Origin of the sequence: Pseudomonas shahriarae (assembly GCF_014268455.2) — a bacterium.
In the GTDB taxonomy this organism is placed as follows: Bacteria; Pseudomonadota; Gammaproteobacteria; order Pseudomonadales; family Pseudomonadaceae; genus Aquipseudomonas; species Aquipseudomonas shahriarae.
Genome location: NZ_CP077085.1, coordinates 2701988 through 2721422, shown reverse-complemented (window position 1 = coordinate 2721422; position 19435 = coordinate 2701988). Strand labels below are relative to the sequence as shown.

The window sequence follows — 19435 nt, the reverse complement described above, 5'->3', positions numbered from 1 at the left end:
CGGCGATCCGACAAGCCCGCTCCCACATTTGATCTTCACTGCCTTGAGCATTGCGTTCGCTTAACTGATCGGCGTTAGGGCAAACCCGCTCCCACAGGGGGGCTCAATGACTGCTATGGCCCATGCCATTCGGCTGCTGCAACAGAGCCAGGTCAATCTCCTCGAAACGCAGCACCCGCCCGCCGGTATCGGCCGCGATTTTCTGCGCCACCGCCTGCTCGGCAAACGAGGCCAGCACCACGCCCATGGCGCCCTTGAGCCCGGTGCCGAGCACGTAGTAGGCGGTCTTGGCGTCGATCAGATGGGCATCGTCCGGGGTATCCCAATGGCTGCGCCCCATGTCATGCACATACAGCTTGGACTGGGCATGATGGTTTTCCGGCTGCAACCACCAGCCGAGCATTTCTGCCGTAGAGCAAAACTTCTTCGCCGCGCCCTGCTCCACCACCTCGCCCTTGGGCCCCGGGAACTCGCTGATCACCATGCCACACACATGGCACTCATCTGCAGGATGGAACGCCACCGGCCCGTCACCCGCCCCCGCCGCCACCGGTTTGTCACAACCGACCAACAGCAGGCTCAACAGTAAAACCAACCCCATCTTCATGCTTACGTGCTCCACCGATAAAAAATTCATGCCGCGCGCCGGCCGAACAGCCAATAGGCCCAGACCAATGGCCCGGCGACCCACGCCGCCAGGCACAGCCACAACGCCGCCTCCGGCACCGCCAGGTCTGCGCCCAGGGCCATTACGCCCATGGACGCGGGGCCGGCATCGAAACCCGACAGGTTGATCAGGCGGTACACATCCGCCGGGTTGAACAGCAACAGCCAGGGCAGCAGCGTCGGGCTGAACTGGCCTTCGCTGAGCACCAGCAGCGCCAGCAACGCCAGGTCGAAGACCAACACAAAAAAGAACCACACCCCCAGGGCCAAGCCGGCCGCCGTGGATTTCTCCGCCGAGACGCTGCTCAACACATACGCCAGCCCCAAAAAGCCCCAGCCAAGCAAGGTCGAGGTCAGCATGAACCGGCCAAAGGCCCAGAGCAGTAGGCTGAACTCGACGTCATCCACCAGCAGCGCAATGGCGAGCATGGCGCAGCCGAATCCGATAAAGGTCGCCAGCGCCAGGATCAACCCGTGCCCGACAAACTTGCCGAGCAGGATCTGCCCGCGCCCCAGGGGATAGGTGAGCAATAGCAGCAAGGTCCCGCTTTCGTCCTCGCCGACAATCGCGTCATAGGCCAGCAGCAGCGCAATCAACGGCATCAGGAAGGTCGCCAGGCTGGCCAGGCTGGCGATGGTTGCCGGGATAGAGGTAAAGCCCAGTTGCCCGGACGCCGCGGCCCCGAGCCAGGCAATGCCGATGGCCAGCACCGCAAACAGCAGGCTGATGGCCAATAACCAACGGTTGCGCAGGCCATCGCTGAATTCTTTGCGGGCCATGTTCCAGATTGGCGTCATTGGGTACGCTCCACAGGGCTGTCCATGTAATGGCGATACAGGTCTTCCAGGGACGGCACGACAATTTCCACATCGCTGGGGCTGTCCTGGTCGAGCAACTGGCGCAGCAGGTCCAATTTATTGCCATTCAACGCCGCCACTTGCAGCCCTTCCGCGCCCCAGCGCTGGGTCACGTGGCCAGCCTCGCTCCAGCGTTTTTGCAAGTGCGCCGCACGTTGCAGGCCGCTGCTGCGGATCAGGGTGGGCAGCCCGGCCTCTTCGCGCAACGCCGCCAGGGTGCCGAGGGCCAGCAGACGGCCCTGGGTCAAGATGGCGGCGCGGTTGATATGGGCCTCCACACCGGGCAACACATGGGAGCAGAGAATGATGCTGGTGCCCTGCCCGCGCAGGCGGTCGAGCAAGCGATACAGGTCCTGGGTGGCAATCGGGTCGAGGCCCACGGTGGGCTCGTCGAGCAGCAGCAGGCGCGGCTCGCCAAGCAGGGCCTGGGCCAGGCCGAGGCGCTGGCGCATGCCCTTGGAATAGGTCTTGACCCGCCGCCGTGCCGCCGCCGTCAGGCCGACGTCTTCGAGCAGGGTCTGGACCTGGCTCAACGGCGCGCCCTTGAGCCGGGCGAAATGCTGCAAGGTTTCCAGGCCGCTGAGTTGCGGGTAGAACGTGACGTTTTCCGGCAAGTAGCCGAGCATCTGCCGCACATGAGGGTCGCTGGGCGCGCGACCGAACACCCGCACCTGACCACTGCTTGCCTGCAACAAGCCGAGGATCAGTTTCATGCTGGTGGTCTTGCCCGCGCCGTTATGGCCGAACAGGCCCAGCACTTCCCCGGGCGCCAGGCTCAGGCTCAAGTCGTGCAGCACAGTGGCGCGCCCATAACGCTGGGTCACGCCTTCGATTTCGACAACGGGCATCATGCAGGCTCCTTGAGCAGGGAAAGCGTGGGGTCTTGCATCAGCGGATGGCTGTCCATCACCCCCGGCGACTTGATCACCGGAAACGCCCGCTGCACCCAGCGCAGCAACTCGATGCCGGGGCTGTTCATCAACAGGCGCACCTGGGGATACAACCACAGCAGGCGGTCGACGTTATCGTTGGGCTCGTAGGCCACATCCCCGAGGCCGTCGTTATTGCGGTCCCAGCCCAGGTAGTCGCTCCAGTAATTGCCGCGGCCTTCTGCCGACCATTCCTGCAAGCGGGTGGCCACGTACTTGACCTGGCGCTGGTTGCCGACAAAGGCATTGTTGGCAATCCGGTTGTCCTCGGAGCCGGCCGTGAGGTGAATGCCCACCGCGCTGCGCCCGAAGTGGTTGTGTTCGATGCTGTTGAACAGCGAGTTGTAGATAAACAACGCCTTGCCTTCGGCCCCGGTGATCATGGTGTCGCCGGTTGTGCCGTCGCGCACGTCGTTGACCACGTTGTCGCGCAAGGTGGAATAGGTGATGTAGTTCATCAGGATCCCGTAGTTCTGATCCTCCTCGGAGCGATTGCCGATTACCGTCAGCTTGCGGCTTTGCATCAGCGCATAGCCGGTGCGGGTGCGGCGGGTGATATTGCCGAGTACCTGGTTGTCATTGGCGAACATGTAGTGGATGCCGTAGCGCAGGTCTTCCAGGGTGTTGCCTTGCAGCAGGTTGCCGTTGGAGGTGTCGATGTAGATGCCATCGCGGGCATCGCGCACCTGGTTGCCGATCACCCGCGCGCCTTTGACTGCGTAGAGGTGGATGCCATTGCCCCGGTCCTGGGAGCGCATGGTCGGGTCGCCCTGGATCTGGTTGTCGATCACGCTCACATCCGCCGTGCCATCGACCCACACGCCAAAACCCTGGCCGCGCAGGCGGTTGTTCTTGATCAGGGCGCCGTGGGCCTTGGGCTGGATGAAGATGGCCGCGTTCATCGCGGTGAGGTCATGGCCCCAGTCGAGGAAGGTGCAGCCCTCGACGGTGACGTCGGCAGCGTTGATCAGCAAGCCATTACCCAGGCCTTGGCTGTGGATCACCGCACCGGGTTCGCAAGTCAGTTGCAGGGGTTGGTCGATGCTGAAGGAGCCCTGGTAGTCACCGGCAGGCAGGCGCCAGTGCTGCGGGCCTGCGGCGACCAAAGGCAGGTCGGTAATGGGCAGTACAGCAGCGCCGGCGGCGGCCGAAAATAGCAGCCACACACACCCGGTCCATAACGTGCGGGGTCGAGCCACGGAGTCTTCCTTTTGATCAAAGCCCAATCTGTGGAGCGACACAGATCTGGTGTGAGAGCTGGCTTGCCTGCGATGGCGGTGTACCAGCCACCAAAAACAGTGGCTGAACCGCCGCTATCGCGGGCAAGCCCGCTCCCACATTGGTTGGTGCTCGCCGTTAAGTGCGCTCGACCAACATCCGCCCCACCATCTCCATATGCAGCGCATGGCAGAACCAGCTGCAGTAGTACCAATGCAGCCCCGGTTTATCGGCAATGAAGGTGATGGAAGAGGTCTGCTGCGGGCTGATTTCCATGCTCACGCCATGGTTGGTCATGACAAAGCCGTGGGTCACGTCCTCGATCTGGTCGATGTTGGTGATGGTCACAGTGACCTCATCGCCATGCTTGACGGTGAACTCCGTCAGGCCATAGGTCGGCGCCATGGACGTCATGTACACCCGCACTTTCTTGCCGTCGCGGATCACCTTGTTATCGGTCTCCAGCTTGATCCCGTCCTTGGCCGCAATGGCCACGGTTTCGGCGAAGAAGGGGTCGTTGCGTTCCCAGATTTTCTTGGTCTTGATCTGGTCGCGCCGCGCCATCACACAGTCATGGGGTTCGGCGAAGGTCGGGCCGTCGTGGACCAGTTTCATTTCATCGCCCGAGATGTCGATCAACTGGTCGTTTTCCGGGTGCAGCGGGCCGGTCGGCAGGAAGCGGTCCTTGGAGAATTTGCTCAGGACCACCAGCCATTGGCCGTCGGCATCCCGGGTCTCGGTGAGCGAGGCATGGTTGTGGCCGGGTTGGTAGTGCACATCGAGCTTCTGCTTGATGTAGTTGACCTTCTCGCCGCCGTAGGCGCGGATGGCTTCGGCGATGTTCCACTTGACCACCTGGCTGTCGATAAACAGCGTGGTGTAGGCAAAGCCCCGGCCATCGTAAGTGGTGTGCAGCGGGCCCAGGCCCAGTTCCGGCTCGCCGACCACCACGCCGCGCGGGTCTTTGATCTTGTCGCTGAACAGGTCGTCGAGCTTGTCGATGGCAATGATGGTGCAGGTCGGCGACAGCTTGCCGTTGGCGATAAAGTACTTGCCGTCCGGCGAGGTGTTGCAGCCGTGGGGGTTCTTCGGCACCGGGATATAGCGGGTGAATTCGCTGTCCTTGCCATCATCGCCCTTGCGCCCGTCCACCACCGGCACCTTGACGCCGTCGAGGTTGATGAACTTGCCGGCCTTGATAGCCGCCTCGATGCGCGGGATGTTGAACACCACCACCCAGTCGCGCTCGTTGCGCATCATGCCGCCCAGGTCGGAGGCTTTCTCCGAGTTGTAGCAGGTGGCCGCCGCGTATTTGCCGGTGTAGTCCATGTCGGCGTTGTCGAGGTTGCCGTCAACGATGACCTGGAAGGCCATTTCCATCTTCTCGGCGTCGATCGCGTTGAACATGGTGAAGCTGTTCTTGTCCTGCAGGTCGAAGGTGTGGCCGTCATTGGGGTGCGGGATGATGAACTCGGCGTTGCAGAACACGTACTTGGTGTACGGCACCTTTTGCAGGCGCAGGCCGTGGATCGCCTGGGCGTTGGGCACGGTGACGATCTTGTCGCACTTCATGATGTCCAGGCGGATCCGCGCCACGCGGGTGTTGGCCTTGTCGTTGATGAACAGGTATTTGCCGTCGTAGCGGCCATCGGTGGTGGACAGGTGCGGGTGATGGCAATCGCCGTTCTGGTACTTGGCGCCCTCGCCCAGGATGCGCTTGCTCTCGTTGGTCAGGCCCCAGCCGGTGGCGGAATCGACGTTGAACACCGGGATACGCATCAGTTCACGCATCGACGGCACACCGAGTACCCGCACCTCACCCTGGTGGCCGCCGCTCCAGAAACCGTAGTACTGATCCAGCTCCCCTGGGCCCACATGGATCTTCGACTTGGCTTCTTTGGCCGCCGCCGCAAAGGACTCGCGGGTAAACACCGTACCACCGAGGGCCGAGGCCCCTGCCAGCACCGCGCCGGTGACTGCGCCGGTGCCAAGGAAGCCACGCCGGCTCATGCCTTCAGGTTCCGGGGTGGCCCCGGCTTTTTTCGATTCACTGTCGTTCATGATGTGCTCCAGATGGGAAAAGTGAGTGCCCAAGGCCGTCATTCAGGCACCGCCACCTGCACCACCGGGATCAATTGCCCAGTGGCGGGTGCGGCCTTGTTGCGTTTCTTGCGCTTGTTGATCAGTGGCGGGCATTTGTGGTCGTTGTGCCAAGTCATCTGGCAATCCAGGCAGTAGTGGCATTCATTGGCGTTGATATGGCCGTCAGGGTGAATCGCCTGGATTTCGCATTCCTTGGCGCACAACTGGCACGGATCGCCACACTCTTTGCGCCGTTTGAGCCAGTCGAACAGCCTGAACTTGCTGGGGATCGCCAGCGCGGCGCCCAGCGGGCAGATGTAGCGGCAGTAGACTTTGCGCGTGAACAGGTTGATCACCAGCAGCGCCACCGCGTACAGCACGAACCACCACTGGCGGTCGAAATGCAGGGTGATGGCGGTCTTGAACGGCTCCACTTCGGCAAACCGCTCGGCGGTGGCCATCGACTCCAGCGACAAGCCAAACAGCCCCAGCAGGATCAAATACTTGATCGCCCACAGCCGCTCATGCACGGCAAACGGCAGCTCGAACTGGCGCACTTTGAGCCTGCGCGCCGCCTCATTGATCAGCTCCTGCAGCGCCCCGAACGGGCACAACCAGCCGCAGAACACACCTCGGCCCCACAGCAGGATGCTGGCGGCGGTGAATACCCAGAGCATGAAGATCAGCGGGTCGGTGAGGAACAGCTCCCAGCGGAACTGCTGGAACAGCGCATGCACAAAGGTCAGCACATTGACCACCGACAGCTGCCCCAGGGCGTACCAGCCGATAAACACCACGGTAAACAGCAGGTAGCCACGGCGTACCCAATGCAACAGGCGCGGGCGCCGGGCCAGGCTGTCCTGCAAAAACAGAATCACCGTCAGCAGTACCAGGGCTGCGCCCAGGATCAGGATCTGCACGTGTTTCTGGTACCAGATCGTCAGCCACATCGGCCGATTCGCTTCGTCGATGGCAGCCTGCTCGGCGGCAGTCGGCAACGGGCGCTCCAGATACGCCTCGGGCATCTGGTAGGGCAATTCAAAACTGCTGAAGGTGCCGCTGACCGGGCCGGTCTGGCGCCGTACCAGCAGTTCCAGGGTCCAGGCCGAGCCAGGGTCGAACCCGGCCTGGGGGCGCACGATAAACACCGACATCTCGTCGAACTCGGGCATGCCCTCGGCGAACACGTCATACAGGCGCTGGTGGTCCATATCGCGGAAGCTGATGACATTGCCGAACTGGCGCAATTGCACCCGATCAAAAATCCCGCCGCGCACGTAGCCCGAGCCCTTGAACGAAAACAACCCACGCCCCAGCACCGCAATGGCCTGCTCGCCGGGCTTGAGGCCCTGCATCAGCACCCGGTATTGCGCGTCGCCCAACAGGTTGCGGCCGATGGTCGGCGCGTTGAGATCGGCCACATACAGGTCAATAAAGGTCTCGTCGACCTGCCCCGGCGCCGCCACTTCCACGCCTTCGGCCTCGGTGCCCTTGAAGGCCGCGTCCACTTGCCCGCGCGTCAGGTGCAGGCGGCGCACCGCGCCGTTGCCGGTCAACTGCGCCCAGTTGGCCGGCTCGAACAGGTCAGCGCGCACCAACGCGACTTTCTGCGCGGTACTGGCCTTGTCCTCGATCAGCTTGAGCGACACCGCCACCTCGTGGGCGGCGCGCATGATCACCTCATTGACCACCATGGCCGTGACAGTAGCGCCGGCCACCGCATCCACAGTCACCGCCTGGCTGTCGCTGGAGTGCCCCACCACCACCCGTTGCTTGACGTTGATCCCGCTATAGCGGGCGGTGAAGTCATGCAGCTTGGCCTCGGGAATGCCGATCAACAGAATCGGCTCGTGGTGCTCCAACACATAGGCATCACGGATCACCCCGGCCGGGTCGAGGATCACCTGGGTGTTGATCGGTTTGCCGGAATACGCCGGGATGTCCACCACGTCCAGGCTCTGGAACACATAGCCGATGACCGCGCCGTTGGCCGACAGCGTGCGCACCTTGAACTTGCCTTCGGCGGCGGAAATGGCGTCGGTCTGCGGGAAAATCTTGTCGATGCGCTGTTGTTCAATCGCGCCGTAGGACTTGGCCTGGGCCGGGCCGGCCAGGCTGAACAGCAGCACCAGGACAACCAACCAGGTGACGGGACTTGCGGCCAGGGTAGCGAGGGCCGAGGGCTTGGTGCGGTTCATGGGCTCACTGACTTCAACGGCCGGAATATGAAGTCGATGGTAGGTGGCAGCTGGCCAGTGAGCCCTTGATTGAAATCAAGTCTGGGGGCGGTGCGGCGTTTGGGCGCTGGGCGTTGCGCCCCCACTTAACAGTCTTTGACAGTTTCCCGACAAAGCTGTCAAAGACCCCTGCCCACGCCGTCCCTAGGATTTGAGCCTTCCTTGGAATGACGAAGGCCATCATGCGTTCAAAAACGATTTACCTCGCTGCCACTTCTGTGTGCCTGATCACCTGCACCCAACTGTCAGCCGCCGCCGACTGGCAATACAGCCTGCAAGCCGGGGCGGCCAACCTGCCGCGTTACAGCGGCAGCAATGAGCGTATGACCGCGCCATTGCTGGGCGCAAACGTCGTCAGCCCGTGGGGGATTTTTCTCGATACCAACAAGGGGCTGGGCTGGGGTTATGAGGATGACAACCTCAGTTTCAGTGCCTATGTCGGCGCCAGCACTGCGCGCAAGGACCAGAAGAAAAGCACCAGCCTGGGCTCCGACCGGCTCAAGGGCATGGGCCAAATCAAGTCGCGACCGCAGTTCGGTGTGAGTGCCAGCTACACCTTGGGCACGGCCGTGCTGGGCGCGACCCTGGAACATGCGCTGGAGCAAGACGATAAAAAAGACAGCGGCAAGGCGTTTACCTCCCTGGAGCTGAGCATTGGCACCAACCTGTATGACGGTGACTACGGCACCGTGGACGCCAGCCTCAATAGCCTCTTTGGCGATGGCAACTATGTGCGCACCTGGTACGGCGTCACCCCCGGCCAGGCCCAGCACAGCCGCTTTCGCGCGTATGACGCCAAGGGTGGGATGGTCAGCCGGGGCTTGAACCTCGATTGGAGCGTGCCGCTGGGCGACCACACAACCTTCTCTACCTTGCTGGATGTGCAGTATTTGTCGGGGGATGCCGGCAAAAGCCCGATTGTGGAACGCCGGATGCAAACCTCCGTGATGGGTGTGCTGAACTACAGCTTTTGATTTGCAAACCCGATCAGACAGGGGGGGCTGGCTTGCCGGTCGCTCCATTACTGCGATGGTCATTCGCTCTTTTTGGGTTGTTGGGGGGGGGGGTGTACATATCCGTTGCTGCGGTCACGGCGGCTATTGGTTCCGCCCTTACGGCGGGTCACTTTCGAAGAGCGCGAAAGTAACCAAAGCGCTTTTGCCCCACCACTCGGTGCCTCGCCTAGGCTCGGCATGCCCGCAGTCAGGCATTGCTCCGTGGGCCCGCCGCGATCGGCCATCCATGGCCGTGTCGCGGCTACCCCGGCATCCATGCCGGGGTGCCCACTGCGCAATACCTGCCTGCGGCCATCGTGGTTTAACGGGGCGCCTAAGATCAAAAGCCAGATCAAAAGCAGAGCAACAGCAACAGCAACAGCAATGCTAAAGCCGGGGCGCGAAGCTGCATTCCCCTGTGGGAGCTGGCTTGCCTGCGATGGCGGCCCAATAGATCGCCACAGAGTGTCAGGTACCCAACGTCATCGTTTACGACCATCGCAGCGAGGCGGCGACCCGACTAGCCAGCTTCCACACCCGCCAGCCCCCACATTTACAATCTTCATGGGTTTGCAGAGGATCAGTCGGCGTACGCCCAGGTCATCCGGAACGACGCCCCGCCCCACTGCGAGTCCAGCACCTGCACCTGCCCGCCATGCCACTGGCTGACCCGCTGCACCAGCGCCAGGCCCAGGCCAAAGCCGCCGGTGCGGCGGTCGCGGCTGGCGTCCAGGCGCATAAAGGGTTGGAAGATTTTCTCCCGGCCGTCCTCGGGTACGCCGGGACCGTCGTCGCAGACGCGTACTTCATAACCACTGCCGAACTTGACCAGCGACACCTCGACCCGATGCTCGGCGTAACGAATGGCATTGCGCAGCAGGTTGATCACCGCGCGAGCCATAAACCGCGGTTCGATCTGGATGAAGTCGACTTCACAGGTGCCCAGGGACAGTTGCACGCCTTCGGCCTCGGCTTCCAGGGCCACGCTGCCGATCACACTGTCGAGCCAGCTGTGGGCCTCGATGTTCTCGCGGGTGACCTGTGTCGCGCCACGTTCAAGGCTGGCGTAGGTCAACAGTTCGGAAACCATGTCCTCCAGTTCGCCTAGGTCGGCGTACATATCGCCGATCAACGCGCGGCTCTGGCGCGGATCGGCCTCCTGTTTGAGTTGGTCGAGTTCAAACGACAAGCGCGCAATCGGCGTGCGCAGTTCATGGGACACCGCATTGGTCAGCTCGCGCTGATTGGCGATCAGGTGTTCGATGCGCTCGGCCATCTGGTTGAAGTGCCCGGCCAACTCGCGCACGCTCGAGCGCCGTGGCAGGAGGATGCGCGAGCCCAGGTCATTGTCACCAAATCGCTGGGCCGCCAGGCGGATATGCTCCAGGTCGCGCCAGTGCGGGCGTACCCAGAAATACAGGACAATCGCCAGGCACAGGCCCAACAAGCTATAGGCCCACAGGTACAGCCAGCGCGGCTCCACCGGCAGCTTGATCTGAAGCAGCTGCGCGCCACCGTCGATTTCGGTGATGAACTCCATAAAGTCGCCGCGCACCACCAGCTTGCCGTCAGTCAGCAATTGTTGCTCGCGGGAGGTGAGTGCCGCAGCGTCCCGGGCAATCAAGGCCAGGCGCAGGCCATAGTGCTGCTGCAGCTCGGCCAGGCGTGCCTCGCGGGCCACGCCAGCCGGCAGCGGGCGCAACTGCTCCACCAGGCCGTAGGCCGGGCCGCGCATGGCTTCGCGGTTGTAGGTTTCGTTGGCTTCGGGCAGCAGTTCGTCGAAGGTGTAGTTCACCAGCCAGATTGCCCCGGCCAGGCCCAGGGCCAGGATGATGTACAGACGCAGAAACAGGCGCAGCATCGGGCTAGGCCTCCCAGGCAAACGGGTTGAACAGGTAGCCCTTGCCCCAGATGGTCTTGATGCACACCGGCTCGCGGGGGTTGTCATTGAGCTTGTTGCGCAGCTTGCTGATATACACATCGACACTGCGGTTGAGCCCATCGAAGGCGATCCCGCGCATGCGGTTGAGGATATCGTCCCGCGAGAGGATCTTGCCCGCGCTGCTGGCCAACAGCCACAGCAGCTCGAACTCCATGGTGGTCAGGTCGATCTTCTCGTCACCCAGGCTTACCCCCCGACAACTGCGGTCAATCGCCAGTTGGCCGAACGCCAGGGAACCACGCACCGTCGGCTCGGGCAGATGGCGGCGCTGCAAGGCGCGCAGGCGTGCCAGCAGCACCGGCGGCTTGATCGGTTTGATCACATAGTCATCGGCGCCGGATTCCAGGCCGAGGATATGGTCCAGGTCGTCTTCCTTGGCGGTGAGGATCACGATGGGGGTGTCGGACACATTGCGGATCTCGCGACACACATGCAGGCCGCTCTGGCCCGGCAGCATCAGGTCGAGCACGACAATCTTCGGTTTGAACGCCAGGAACACCGCCAACGCCTCATCGCCCCGGTGCACCACGCGCACTTCAAAGCCATGCTGTGACAGAAAATGCGCGATCAGCCCTGCCAGCTTCTCATCGTCCTCAACGAGTAGGACCTTGCCCAGACCCAGGTTTTCCATACGTTCTCAGTGTGCAAAAGCGGATTGAAGAGCGAGCATTATAGGTGGCAAGCTGTCCGGCAAAAGCGCCTGGCCAGCAGCGGCTGACGAAGCTTCATGTTTTTAAGAGTTTTTAACAATTAGCCTGCAATGTTTAACGCCACCCACAGGGAGTTGTATGCGCAAGGATTACCTGGCGTTCTTTGTTTCGCTGTTCCTGTCCCGGCTGGCGGACCAGATTCTGCTGTTTATTGTGCCGCTGATCGTATTTCAAACCACCAACAGCGTAGCGTGGGCCGGGCTGGCGTTCTTTATCGAGTCGCTGCCGCGATACCTGGCGTTCCCGGTGTGCGGGGCATTGTGCGACAAGTTTTCGCCCGTGCGCATCCTGCATATCAGCCAGGCCTACCGGGCGCTGGCGTGCCTGGTGGCCGTGGCGCTGTACGCGATGTTCGGCGGCATCCATTGGCTGGTGATCCTGTCGGCGCTGTGTGGAGTGCTGACGACCCAGGGCATCATGGCGCGAGAAGTCGTCATGCCGCATATTTTCAAGCATTACACCTACGCCAAGACCCTCTCCTACTCGCAAATCGCCGACCAGAGCGGCCTGGTGCTAGGGCCACTGATTGCTGCGCTGATGCTGGAGGTGTGGGCCTGGCATTGGGTGGTGCTGGGGATTGCCGGGCTGTTTGTGCTGGCAGACCTGGCAATGCTGGTTTGGCAGCGCACTACCACGGTGAATCTCGAAAACCACGCGCAACACCGGGATATCTGGCTGCAACCGCTACGCATCGCGCTCGGGCATATCCGTAACCTGGCGGAGCTCAAGCGCATTATCGCCCTGGCAGTCGGCGTGAATTTGATTATTGGCGTGACGCTGGCCACCTCCGCCGCCATGGTGACCGGCCTCTACGCGGCCGACAAGGATGCCTATGCACTGCTGCAGGCCGCCGGCGCGGTGGTGACCATCGTCATCCTGTTTTACCTGGCGCGCTCGAGCCTGGCGTTGAAAGTGCTGGGCGGGCTGTCGTATTCGGTGATTGCGCTTGGGGCATTGATCATGGCGATCAGTCCCAACCTCTGGCTGTACACCCTGGGCTTTCTGCTGGTCACCGGTTTCGACAAGATGTTCAACGTGTACATGCGCAGCACCCGTCAGCGGGTCATTCCCGTGCAGGATTTCGGCAAGACGGTGGGCGTGATCACCTTGTTCAATAACCTCGCGCAGCCATTGGCGGGCCTGGCAATTGCCGTGCTGGCGGCACCTTTTGGCACGCAAACGGTGATCCTGCTGCTGACCGGGATCACCGCGCTGATCGGCGTGGCCGTGGCCTCAGGCTGGCACGCCACTGTGAAAGCGGAACTCGATATCGGGTGATTCGATCAATTCCTGCTCGGCCGCCCTCACCCGCTCGATGACCTGGGCAACATCCTTGGCATCACCGTATTGATAGGCCAGCTTCAGATAGCCCTGGAAATGCCGTGCCTCGCTTTTCAGCAGGCCAAAGTAGAACTTGCCGAGTTCTTCGTCCAAATGCGGCACCAGTGCTTCGAAACGCTCGCAACTGCGCGCTTCGATAAACGCCCCGACCACCAGGGTGTCCACCAGCTTCACCGGTTCGTGGCTGCGTACCACCTTGCGCAAACCCGAGGCATAGCGGCTGGCATGCAGCTGGCGCAGCTCGATCTTGCGTTTTTTCATCAGGCGCATGACTTGCTCATGGTGCACCAGCTCTTCGCGGGCCAGGCGCGACATCATGTTGATCAGGTCGACATGGGAGTGGTACTTGGCAATCAGGCTCAAGGCCGTGCTGGCGGCCTTGAATTCGCAGTTTTTATGGTCGATCAGCAGGGTTTCCTGGTCGGCCAGTGCGGCCTGGACCCAGGTATCAGGGGTGCGGCAACCGAGGAAGTCATGGATTTCGGGGAGGTTCATCGGGCTCACGGGCAAAGGGTCACAAAAGGCCGCCGATTATACCGACCCCGCCGCAGACCACCAGTCACGGGGCTTGATGTGCATCAACATGCTGTACGGCGGGCAACAACTATAGTTGTTCGAAGCCTTGCCCTTCCCACCCTTGGAGATCTCGCTCATGAACGAAATTGGCAAAATCCTGGTGATCATTGAGCCCGAACACTCGGAAAGCCTGGCCCTCAAGCGCGCCAAGCTGATCGCTGGGGTGACAGGCGCTCATTTGCATCTGCTGGTGTGCGACAAAAAGCATGAGCATTCGGCGCTATTGGCCTTGCTCAAAGAGCAATTGTCGGCCGATGGCTACAACGTCACAACCGAACTGGCCTGGAACAACAACCTGCACGAAACCATCATCGGTGTGCAGCAGGCCGAAGGTTGCGCACTGGTGATCAAGCAGCACTACCCCGACAGCCCGCTGAAAAAGGCCCTGCTGACGCCGGCGGACTGGAAACTGCTGCGCTTGTGCCCGGCCGCTGTGCTGTTGGTCAAGACCGCGACCCCATGGACCGACGGGGTGATCCTGGCGGCCATCGACGTGGGCAACCTGGATAACGAGCATAAAGACCTGCACGCGGCCATCATCGACCATGGCTTTGACATCGCCAGCCTGGCCAAGGGCCAGTTGCATGTCATCAGCGCCCATCCCTCGCCCATGCTGTCGGCAGCCGATCCGGTGTTCCAGCTCAAGGAAACCATCGAGGCGCGCTATCGCGAGCAGTGCAAGGCGTTCCAGGCCGAATTCGACATTGACGACAGCCGCCTGCATATCGAAGAAGGCCCGGCGGATGTGCTGATCCCTCATACCGCCTATAAGTTGAGGGCGGCCGTCACGATCATTGGCACCGTGGCACGCACCGGGATTTCCGGGGCGCTGATCGGCAATACGGCGGAAGTGGTGCTGGATGCGCTGGAGAGCGATGTGCTGGTGCTCAAGCCCCAGAGCATCATCGACCACCTGGAGGAACTGGCCAGCAAGGCACAGTGAAGATCAGACATGTGCGAGCGGGCTTGCTCGCGATAGCGGTGAGTCAGTTGATACATCCCTGACTGAACTGGCGCTATCGCGGGCAAGCCCGCTCCCACAAGGGATCTTGGCAGGGCAGGATATTTTGGCCACACCCCAGAACAAAAGTGGGAGCTGGCTTGCCTGCGATGGCGGTGGGTCAGTTGATAGATGCCTGACTGACACGCCGCCATCGCGGGCAAGCCAGCTCCCACATGTTGATCGGCGACAGTCAGTGACCTAGTGCATCCTTGAGGAAGCCAGGGGCGATATAGCGCTGGTAATGCGCCTCGGACAGGATAAAAAACTCCCGATCAATGGCATCACGCAGTTCCGGCAGGTTCCAGTCGCGAAACTCCGGCATCAGCACCATGCCATAGGCTTCCAGGTTGTTGATCACCCGCGCGCCCCGGGCGATCAACTGGTAGGCCCAGCAGTATTCGGACTGGTGCGGCACAAAGCGGATTTTTCGCTGTTCGAGTTGCCAGCGCAGCCGTTTGGGGTCGAATACTTCCAGCTTGCCCGCCATGACCTGCACCAGCAGTTGCTCAAGCCGCAGCCATACTGCGCGTTTTTCTTCCTCGCCATAGCCGTTCCACTGGATCACTTCATGGTGGAAACGCTTGCAGCCGCGGCACACGAGATCGCCGTAAACCGTGGAGCACAGGCCGATGCAGGGGGTCTTGATGGTTTGGTTGGGCATGGGTGACAACGCACAAATCAGCGAAACAGTGGCCCATGTTAGCCCTTTGTCTAAGGTTCATCACCCTGCAAACTTGCTGCGGCAACTTACCTTTAGAAATTTTTTGCCGTAGAATCATCCGGCCTTGTAAGGCGCCAAATAATCCGTTGGAAGCTGTTTTCAAAGCGTCACGAGCACAGTCGTTCCTTCAGAACGGTGTTGGCGCTGGTTATTTACCCTCCAAATAACCAGCACCAACCCTCATCAGCTCCGTTCTGCAGGCGTAAAACTTTGAAAGCAGCTTCTGTGAGAAATGCCGGCAGCGCTGGCTCTACGGCCCAAAAAGCCCCCGAGCGCATGCGTGCCGTGCATGTCTGGATGAGCGTCCCGTGGGACCACTGATGAGGGTAATAACTGTGCTTGAAGCCTACCGCAAACATATCGAAGAGCGTGCAGCCCTGGGTATCGTTCCCCAGCCGCTAAACGCCGAACAAACCGCAGGCCTGGTCGAGCTGCTGAAAAATCCCCCGGCTGGCGAAGAAGAGTTTCTCGTTGACCTGATCACCAACCGCATTCCACCAGGCGTTGACGAAGCTGCCTACGTCAAGGCCGGTTTCCTGTCTGCCCTGGCCAAGGGCGAAGTGTCTTCCCCCCTGATCGACAAAAAGCGCGCGGTTGAACTGCTTGGCACCATGCAAGGCGGCTACAACATCGTGACCCTGGTCGAGCTGCTGGACGACGCTGAACTGGCCGCCGTTGCAGCTGCCCAGCTCAAGCACACCCTGCTGATGTTCGATGCATTCCACGACGTCGCGGAAAAAGCCAAGAACGGCAACACGCACGCCAAGGAAGTGATCCAGTCCTGGGCCGACGGCGAGTGGTTCAAGAACCGCCCGACCCTGGCCGACAAGATCAGCCTGCGCGTGTTCAAGGTCACCGGCGAAACCAACACCGACGACCTGTCCCCTGCTCCCGATGCCTGGTCCCGTCCTGACATCCCGCTGCACGCCCTGGCCATGCTGAAAATGGCCCGTGAAGGCATCGTGCCGGACGAGCAAGGCAAGACCGGCCCGATGAAGCAGATCGAAGAAATGCGCGGCCAGGGCTTCCCGATCGCTTACGTCGGTGACGTGGTCGGTACCGGTTCGTCCCGTAAGTCGGCAACCAACTCGGTGCTGTGGTTCTTCGGCGACGACGTCCCGTACGTGCCTAACAAGCGCGCTGGTGGCTTCTGCTTCGGCAGCAAGATCGCTCCCATCTTCTACAACACCATGGAAGATGCTGGCGCACTGCCAATCGAATTCGACGTCACCAACATGCACATGGGCGACGTGATCGACCTGTACCCGCATGCTGGCAAAGTGTGCAAACACGGCACCGACGAAGTCCTGACCACCTTCGAAATGAAGACCCCGGTCCTGTTGGACGAAGTCCGTGCCGGCGGCCGTATCCCGCTGATCATCGGCCGTGGCCTGACCGACAAGGCTCGCGCTGAGCTGGGTCTTGGCCCTACCGACCTGTTCAAGCTGCCTGAAGCACCGGTCGACACTGGCAAGGGTTTCACCCTGGCCCAGAAAATGGTCGGCAAGGCCTGCGGCCTGCCGGAAGGCAAAGGCGTTCGTCCAGGTACCTACTGCGAACCGAAGATGACCACCGTGGGTTCCCAGGACACCACCGGTCCAATGACCCGTGACGAACTGAAAGACCTGGCGTGCCTGGGCTTCTCCACCGATCTGGTGATGCAGTCCTTCTGCCACACCGCGGCCTATCCAAAGCCGATCGACGTGACCACCCACCACACCCTGCCTGACTTCATCATGACCCGTGGCGGTGTATCGCTGCGTCCAGGCGACGGCATCATCCACAGCTGGCTGAACCGCATGCTGCTGCCGGACACCGTGGGTACCGGTGGTGACTCCCACACCCGTTTCCCGATGGGCATTTCGTTCCCGGCCGGTTCTGGCCTGGTAGCGTTCGCCGCAGCCACTGGCGTAATGCCACTGGACATGCCTGAGTCGATCCTGGTGCGTTTCAAAGGCAAGATGAAACCTGGCATCACCCTGCGTGACCTGGTTCATGCCATTCCTTACTACGCAATCCAGTCCGGCCTGCTGACCGTTGAGAAGAAAGGCAAGAAAAACGCCTTCTCCGGCCGCATCCTGGAAATCGAAGGCCTGAACGACCTGACGCTGGAGCAGGCTTTCGAGCTGTCCGACGCCTCGGCCGAACGTTCGGCTGCCGGTTGCACCATCAAGCTGTCGAAAGACTCCGTCACCGAGTACCTGAACTCCAACATCACCCTGCTGCGCTGGATGATCGGTGAAGGCTACGGTGATGCGCGTACCCTGGAACGTCGTGCCCAAGCGATGGAAGCCTGGGTTGCCAACCCTGAGCTGATGGAAGCCGATGCCGACGCCGAATACGCCGAAGTCATCGAGATCGACCTGGCCGAAATCAACGAGCCAATCCTCTGCGCGCCAAACGACCCGGACGACGCCCGTCTGCTGTCCAGCGTCGCTGGCGAGAAGATCGACGAAGTGTTTATCGGTTCGTGCATGACCAACATCGGTCACTTCCGCGCTGCCGGCAAGTTGCTGGAACAGGTCAAGGGTCAGCTGCCAACCCGTCTGTGGCTGTCGCCGCCGACCAAGATGGACGCTCACCAACTGACCGAAGAAGGCTACTACGGCATCTACGGCAAGGCTGGCGCGCGCATGGAAATGCCGGGCTGCTCGCTGTGCATGGGTAACCAGGCACGTGTTGAGCCGAATTCGACCGTAGTGTCGACGTCGACCCGTAACTTCCCGAACCGTCTGGGTGATGGCGCGAACGTCTACCTGGCATCGGCCGAGTTGGCGGCAGTCGCCTCCACCCTGGGTCGCCTGCCGACCGTCGAAGAGTACATGGGCTACGCAGCGAAACTGGACACCATGGCCAGTGACGTCTACCGCTACCTGAACTTCGACCAGATCGCCGAGTTCCGTAAAATCGCAGCAAGCGCCAACATTCCGGTGGTTCAAGCCTAACGGTGTGTTGATGTGAAGAACGCCGCGTATCGCAAGATACGCGGCGTTTTTTTATGCCTGGAAAAACCTGCCGGGCACTGGCTGTCGACGGCCTTTCTCCAACGACCTACCAGATCAGGTAGTTGTCCCGCCGCGCCTTGAAGGCCGAAACTCTCCACACCCTGATGCCCGCGTCATGGGATCCGCCTGCTTTGGATGTACTCGCGCTGTATGCCGTACGACTTCTAATAAAAACAGCCAAGCCTCGTCGTCGATGCCCGTACCCGGTGGCAGGGGCGCTCTCACCCGTTTTTAAGTGCTTAATGGAGGTGTGTTATGTGGCGCAATCAATATGTGATCAAGAACGTCTTCAAGGACTATGCGGTGTCGGTGGAACAAATCGGCGATGCCCCCGATAAAAAGAATGTGCTGCTGGTCAATGGCGCCATGGCCACAACCTCGGCCTTTGCCCGTACCAGCAAGTGCCTGGCCGAACACTTCAACGTGGTGCTGTTTGACTTGCCATTCGCCGGAAACTCCCGGGCTCACAACCCGAATCGGTGCCTGGTGACCAAGGACGATGAAGTCCAGATCCTGCTGGCCTTGATCGAAGGCTTCAATATTCACCATCTGGTTTCCGCATCCTGGGGCGGCCTGTCGACCTTGCTGGCCCTCGCCCAGAAGCCGGACAACGTCGAAAGCTCGGTGGTGATGTCATTCGCTCCCGGCCTCAATGGTCCGATGCTCGACTACGTCAGCGGCGCCCAGGCACTCATGGCCCGGGATGACAACGCGGGTATCGGGCACTTGCTCAACCAGACGCTGGGCAAGCACCTGCCGCCCCGCCTCAAGAGTGCCAATCAACAGCACATGGCGCAGTTGATCAACGCCGAGCAGCATCAGGCGCGATTCCATATCGACCAGGCCCTCAAGCTCAATGAAGGGGCATACCTGCCCCAGCTTTCGAACATCGACAGCCACGTGCACTTTTTGAACGGTGCCTGGGACGAATACACCAGCGCCATGGACGTGCAGCGCTTCAAGCAGTACATCCGCGACTGCAGCTTCTCCACGGCCGAGAGCAGCGGGCACTTTCTGGATCTGGAATCCAGGGCTGCGGCCAACGGCGTGCACCGCGCGTTGCTCGGCCATTTGCTGACGCATCGCGACGCCCGGCCAGAGGCGTTTTGCATGGCGCCCCCTCACCGAGCGCAGTTGAGCTTCGCCTGAGCA

The 19435-nt window shown here is 61.3% G+C and carries 15 protein-coding genes; 5 read left to right on the top strand and 10 right to left on the bottom strand.

Annotated elements, in window-relative coordinates:
- Positions 1–103 precede the first annotated feature (103 nt).
- From HU773_RS12050 to nosR, 6 genes are all read right to left on the bottom strand, one after another.
- Positions 104–637 (bottom strand): nitrous oxide reductase accessory protein NosL, encoded by a 534-nt coding sequence (locus tag HU773_RS12050; protein WP_225923856.1) that lies wholly within the window; start codon positions 635–637, stop codon positions 104–106.
- Positions 634–1464, bottom strand: coding sequence for an ABC transporter permease (locus HU773_RS12045; RefSeq protein WP_120732632.1), 831 nt, complete (start codon positions 1462–1464; stop codon positions 634–636). The genes HU773_RS12050 and HU773_RS12045 overlap by 4 nt, the downstream gene beginning before the upstream one ends.
- Positions 1461–2372: an ABC transporter ATP-binding protein gene (locus HU773_RS12040; protein ID WP_186625864.1), complete on the bottom strand. Its 912-nt coding sequence runs from the start codon at positions 2370–2372 to the stop codon at positions 1461–1463. Before HU773_RS12040 ends, HU773_RS12045 begins: the two co-directional genes overlap by 4 nt.
- Positions 2372–3619: a nitrous oxide reductase family maturation protein NosD gene (locus HU773_RS12035; RefSeq protein ID WP_186625865.1), complete on the bottom strand. Its 1248-nt coding sequence runs from the start codon at positions 3617–3619 to the stop codon at positions 2372–2374. The genes HU773_RS12040 and HU773_RS12035 overlap by 1 nt, the downstream gene beginning before the upstream one ends.
- A 190-nt stretch (positions 3620–3809) precedes the next feature.
- On the bottom strand, positions 3810–5732 hold the full coding sequence (nosZ, locus tag HU773_RS12030; RefSeq protein ID WP_057439642.1) for a TAT-dependent nitrous-oxide reductase: 1923 nt from the start codon (positions 5730–5732) through the stop codon (positions 3810–3812).
- Positions 5733–5770: 38 nt separating this feature from the next.
- On the bottom strand, positions 5771–7951 hold the full coding sequence (nosR, locus tag HU773_RS12025; protein WP_186625855.1) for a transcriptional regulator NosR: 2181 nt from the start codon (positions 7949–7951) through the stop codon (positions 5771–5773).
- Between the two features lie 221 nt (positions 7952–8172).
- Here nosR and HU773_RS12020 point away from each other — a divergent pair, with 221 nt between their 5' ends.
- Entirely contained in the window at positions 8173–8964 is a 792-nt protein-coding gene (locus HU773_RS12020; protein WP_057959828.1) for a MipA/OmpV family protein, read from the top strand.
- Between the two features lie 601 nt (positions 8965–9565).
- Here HU773_RS12020 and HU773_RS12015 read toward each other — a convergent pair.
- Both HU773_RS12015 and HU773_RS12010 read right to left on the bottom strand, forming a co-directional pair.
- Positions 9566–10846: an ATP-binding protein gene (locus HU773_RS12015; RefSeq protein WP_057439651.1), complete on the bottom strand. Its 1281-nt coding sequence runs from the start codon at positions 10844–10846 to the stop codon at positions 9566–9568.
- Positions 10847–10850: 4 nt separating this feature from the next.
- Positions 10851–11558 carry a winged helix-turn-helix domain-containing protein gene (locus HU773_RS12010; protein ID WP_057439652.1) on the bottom strand — a complete coding sequence of 236 codons (708 nt, stop codon included), beginning with the start codon at positions 11556–11558 and terminating at the stop codon, positions 10851–10853.
- 157 nt (positions 11559–11715) lie between these two features.
- On the opposite strand from HU773_RS12010, the gene HU773_RS12005 reads away from it, so the two are divergent.
- Positions 11716–12915, top strand: a complete 1200-nt coding sequence (locus tag HU773_RS12005; RefSeq protein ID WP_057439653.1) for an MFS transporter — start codon at positions 11716–11718, stop codon at positions 12913–12915.
- Here HU773_RS12005 and HU773_RS12000 read toward each other — a convergent pair.
- Positions 12871–13473, bottom strand: a complete 603-nt coding sequence (locus tag HU773_RS12000; protein ID WP_186625856.1) for a MiaE family protein — start codon at positions 13471–13473, stop codon at positions 12871–12873. The genes HU773_RS12005 and HU773_RS12000 overlap by 45 nt on opposite strands.
- Before the next feature lie 157 nt (positions 13474–13630).
- Here HU773_RS12000 and HU773_RS11995 point away from each other — a divergent pair, with 157 nt between their 5' ends.
- Positions 13631–14497, top strand: coding sequence for a universal stress protein (locus tag HU773_RS11995; protein ID WP_057439655.1), 867 nt, complete (start codon positions 13631–13633; stop codon positions 14495–14497).
- A 250-nt stretch (positions 14498–14747) separates the two neighbouring features.
- Here the strand turns inward: HU773_RS11995 and HU773_RS11990 are convergent, their stop codons facing one another.
- Positions 14748–15218: a DUF1289 domain-containing protein gene (locus HU773_RS11990; RefSeq protein WP_057439656.1), complete on the bottom strand. Its 471-nt coding sequence runs from the start codon at positions 15216–15218 to the stop codon at positions 14748–14750.
- 395 nt (positions 15219–15613) lie between these two features.
- Between HU773_RS11990 and acnB the strand changes: the two genes are divergently transcribed.
- Positions 15614–18223 (top strand): bifunctional aconitate hydratase 2/2-methylisocitrate dehydratase, encoded by a 2610-nt coding sequence (gene acnB / locus HU773_RS11985; protein ID WP_057439657.1) that lies wholly within the window; start codon positions 15614–15616, stop codon positions 18221–18223.
- 315 nt (positions 18224–18538) lie between these two features.
- A complete protein-coding gene (locus HU773_RS11980) occupies positions 18539–19432 on the top strand; it encodes an alpha/beta fold hydrolase (RefSeq protein ID WP_115128033.1) in 894 nt (297 codons plus the stop codon).
- The last annotated feature ends 3 nt before the right edge of the window (positions 19433–19435 follow it).